Here is a 4888-nt window from a genome sequence, read left to right as displayed (position 1 = left end):
GTAATAAAATACCTGAATTAACTGAACTGATCGGTGTGGATGATTTTTCTGTAAATGCCGTACCAGTCATTAACTTATTCAGAAAAAAAAGCTCACGCTTCCCGGTAAATATTCAAGATCAGGAGCACCATGTCGTTATCGACCGTACTCAGCCCCTGAATTATGAAGTCTACGCTATTGAGCAAGTAAAAGGCTTTGATACTAACAACCTTCAAACCGTAGTATTTTCACCGATGTACAAAGCACCGGATATAGGACTCTTTCCTGAGGCGCAAACTCAGCATGCTTATTTTTCTGCTCGTCGTGCTGATAGAGTACCATCCGAAAACTCAGCTAAAAATGGTTTTCGCTCTTCCTATTTAGGTAGTGAGGTATTTTTATCTCTTGCTAATAATCAGAATTACGCCTTTAATTCAAACGTACAGCACCTTTCTGTCGATGCTTGGTGTACAAGCAGAGATTTGCCTCTAATCATGCCTCGAGACGGAGAATCTGACTTTCTTATTGAGGGATTTTTGCCAGTCAAATCGATTAAACTGATTTCTAAATTAACAAGGCCCCAAGAAGCAGTAAGTGAAGATAGGACACTTTGGTCATTTTTAAATCAATTGAGCTTAAATTACCTATCTCTTTTGAATACTGATAAAGAAGATGCACCTGTTGCTTTGAAAGAGCTTTTAACAGTATTTGTTTTTTCTGAAAGCGATTTGCTGAAAAAACAGATTGAATCAATTACACGAGTTGAAACCTCAATTATTAACAAAGTAGTCCGTCATTATGGAGTTGCAGCCCCTATCAGAGGAATCAACATTATCGTTACACTGGATGAAGCTCAATTAGGCGGTGTTCATCCTTTCCTATTTGGATCAGTTTTAAACCATTATTTCCGACGTTTGGTGTCTATTAACTCATTTGTACAATTGCGAATTGACACACTTCAGCAAGGTCATATTGCTACTTGGCCGTCTGAAATTGGGGAGAGAATGATTATATGAGTCCAGTCAACCCTAAAACAGATTTTGGTGACTCATTAGACAATGCTTGGGATGAAAAACTTACAGTCTTTTTAAATAAAGTTTCCTCTCAACCGTATAAGTATGATTATTTTTCACTCTTGCGCCAGCTTGAGTCCGTTAAATTTATTACTGGTGGGCAAATATTAGGCAAAGCTATTAGCCCAAAAATGGAGAAAATAAGGATCCGCCAAAATCCTTCGCTTACTTTTGCCCCACGCAATCTCCAATCGGTAACCTTATCACCACATTATGTAGAAATTTCCATTAATGGATTTGGTCTGTTTGGCCCATCTGGCCCACTACCTCTACATTTAACCGAGTATGCTTATGAACGCCAACATCAACACGGTGACCGGGCATGGACCGGTTTTGCAAATATGTTGCAACACCGCCTGGCTATCTTATTCTATCGAGCGTGGGCAAATGCCCAAAGCATTACATCTTTAGATAAAAATGCTGAAGACCGCTTCGGAAAATACATTGCCAGTTTTAATGGCCTTAATATTCCGACCACATATCACAAAGGTTTAATCCACGAATTTGCTAAACGCTATTTTTCCAGTCTATTGATAAAACAAAGCCGATCTGCAGTCAACCTGCAACAACTGCTCACTCGCTATTTCCAAGTTCCCGTTAACATTCAAACTAACGTAGGGTACTGGGTTGAAGTTGAAGAAGAGAAAACGCAAATTGGGATTATGGGCAACTACACACTTGGTGACGGTTTACTACTAGGTGACAAACTCTATGATGTGCAAAGTAAATTTCGAATTATTATTGGCCCACTTACGCTGTCAGCCTACCAATCATTCTTTAAAGACGGTATTAATACAGCCCGTTTACAAGAATGGGTTCGTTTATTTGCCGCAGAAGAATATGAATGGGATATCCAACCTATTCTGATGCAAAAAGAAGTTCCACTGATGGATTTAGGAGGAAACACTCGACTCGGCTTATCAACTTGGCTGGGGAATGTTTCCCGAAATGCAGAAGACTTGATTGTCAGCAATCATTAATCGGCTTTTTTTAGACGGCCATCGTCGATAAAAGCTTTAGAAAACTATTTTGGACATATTTGAAATAATTTAATTAAGGACGTCTTATGTCAAACATCAGCCGCAGTGTATTATTTGGTAAATTAAATACTACCTTATATAAAACTTTGGAAAATGCCTATACCTTCTGTCGTCTTCGAGAAAACAGCTATGTTGAATTAGTACACTGGCTACACTCTCTACTTCAAACTGAAAAAACAGATATCTTCTACCTGATAAATCAGTTTAACTTAGATGAAGCCAAAGTACGAAAAGATGTATTGGCTGCAGTAGAAAAACTGCCTGTTGGTGCTACTGCCGTTATTGACTTCTCCGAACATATCCAAACCCTTGTCGAACAAACTTGGACATACAGTTCACTAAAATTTGGTACAGACAAAATCCGTACAGCTCATATTTTCTATACCATGCTGCAAAATAAGACTTTGCAGGGTATTTTGGCCAATATTTCATCTGAATTCCTGAAAATCAAACCGGAAACATTGGCAAACAATATTATTGCTATTACTGCTAACTCTGAAGAAAATCTTGATGTTACCCAGAATGCCTTATCTTCTGAGCCTAATGCTACTCACAAAGAAAGTGCCTTAGCTAAATACGGCAGCAACCTTACCGAAAAGGCTAAAAATGGCGAAATAGATCCAATCACAGGCCGCGACACTGAAATCAGACAAATGATTGACATCCTAATGCGTCGCCGTCAAAACAACCCAATTCTTACAGGTGAAGCCGGTGTTGGTAAGACTGCTGTGGTTGAAGCTTTGGCATTACGTTTAGCTGCCGGGGATGTCCCTCCTGGATTGAAAGACGTTCAATTAATTCTATTGGATATCGGCTTACTCAAAGCTGGTGCCAGTGTTAGCGGAGAATTTGAATCACGCCTCCGAGCAGTTATGGACGAAGTAGAATCCAGTCCAACCCCAATCGTGCTATTCATCGACGAAATCCATACTTTAATTGGTGCTGGTGGCGCTGCCGGTACTGGTGATGCTGCCAACTTACTCAAACCTGCATTAGCTCGTGGCAAACTTCGTACTATTGGTGCAACCACATGGGCAGAATACAAAAAATATTTTGAAAAAGATCCTGCCCTAACTCGGCGCTTCCAAGTTGTACAAGTAGATGAACCCGATGAAGAAAAAGCCATCAACATGCTTAGAGCATTGAATGCTTCTCTAGAAAAACACCATAATGTGATCATTCTTGATGAAGCAATCCAGGCTGCTGTAAAACTTTCCCACCGCTATATTCCAGCACGTCAGCTCCCTGATAAAGCTGTCGGCTTGATTGATACTGCCTGCGCACGTGTTGCAGTCAGCCAACATGCTGTGCCTGGCAGTATTGAATATCTACGCAAGAAGTTAGAAGCATTAAAACTTGAGCAAGCAAATTTAGAACGTGAGAAGAAACTCAGTTTCGACTCTGAAGCTCGGATCACAAATATTGGTAAAGAATTAACTGAGGTTGAAAGCCGTCTGAAAAAATTAGAAGACAGATGGAAATCTGAAGCAGACTTGGTTGCAGAGCTATTAGCTGTACGTGAACAAATCATGCAGGTTGAACAAAAAACAACCGATGAAGAAAACAAACAGTTGCGCGCCCGCCAAAAAGAGCTGGTTACTAAATTGAAAAAACTGCAAGATGTCCAACCTCTAGTTATGCCGTTAGTAGACAGTCGGACAGTTGCTGACGTTGTAGCAGACTGGACAGGAATCCCTGTCGGAAAAATGGTGAAAGACGAAGTAGAGGCTGTATTACAACTTGCTGACACCTTAAATAAACGCATCATCGGCCAACGCCACGGTTTGGATGCGATTGCCCGCCGTATTCAAACTTCACGCGCAAATCTAGACAATCCCAACAAGCCTATTGGTGTTTTCATGCTTGCAGGTCCTTCCGGTGTAGGTAAAACAGAAACTGCTCTAGCTCTAGCCGATACATTATATGGTGGTGAACAAAATGTAATTACCATCAACATGAGTGAATATCAAGAAGCTCATACTGTATCCACTTTGAAAGGAGCTCCTCCAGGTTATGTTGGCTATGGTGAAGGTGGCGTATTGACTGAAGCTGTACGTCGCAAACCTTACAGTGTTGTCTTGCTCGATGAAGTAGAAAAAGCACATCCAGATGTGCATGAAATCTTTTTCCAAGTATTCGACAAAGGCTGGATGGAAGATGGTGAGGGTCGCTATATCGACTTTAAAAATACCATTATCATTCTTACCACCAACGTTGGTACAGATTTAATTATGGATATGTGTGATGACCCCGAAATGTTACCTACCCCAGAAGGCCTAACTAAAGCCCTGCGTACTCCCCTGCTGAAAACTTTCCCAGCTGCTTTATTAGGCCGGATGCAAATTATTCCTTACTATCCGCTATCCGATAATATGCTTTCAAAAATTGTTGAATTGCAATTAAATCGTATCGTAAAACGCATTAAAGATAATCATGGCATCGACCTACACTATACCCCTGAAGTGTTAAAACTAATCACTTCACGTTGTACAGAAGTTGAATCAGGTGGCCGCATGATCGATGCGATTCTTACCAATACGGTTCTACCACAAATCAGCCAAGAACTACTTACTTGTGCAACACAGGGAAAACAAGTTTTGAGCGTAAATATTGACGCAAGTAATCATGACTTCAATTACCAATATAAATATAAACTTAGAAAGAAAAATACTTTATAATTCTAAGTAAAATAAGAAATCTTAGTATTCGATCGACAGTCATAGACCAACTAGCTCCTAAAGTCTAGGCTGTCGATTAATTTAAAATTTCTATCATTAAATACAATCACTATTGATG

Annotated in this window: 3 protein-coding genes; all 3 read left to right on the top strand. The window is 40.0% G+C overall.

Going from position 1 to position 4888, the window contains the following annotated elements; translation table 11 throughout:
• Nucleotides 1-995, top strand: a 995-nt coding sequence (locus ACTHUT_RS13945; RefSeq protein WP_440418916.1) for a type VI secretion system baseplate subunit TssF, incomplete at its 5' end; no start/stop codon positions are given.
• Nucleotides 992-2032: a type VI secretion system baseplate subunit TssG gene (gene tssG, locus ACTHUT_RS13940; protein WP_250601042.1), complete on the top strand. Its 1041-nt coding sequence runs from the start codon at nucleotides 992-994 to the stop codon at nucleotides 2030-2032. The genes ACTHUT_RS13945 and tssG, both read left to right, overlap by 4 nt.
• An 86-nt stretch (nucleotides 2033-2118) precedes the next feature.
• Nucleotides 2119-4770, top strand: coding sequence for a type VI secretion system ATPase TssH (tssH, locus tag ACTHUT_RS13935; protein WP_250601044.1), 2652 nt, complete (start codon nucleotides 2119-2121; stop codon nucleotides 4768-4770).
• The last annotated feature ends 118 nt before the right edge of the window (nucleotides 4771-4888 follow it).

Source organism: Neisseria sp. P0022.S010 (genome assembly GCF_051956635.1).
This window is presented reverse-complemented; position numbering and strand designations above follow the sequence as displayed.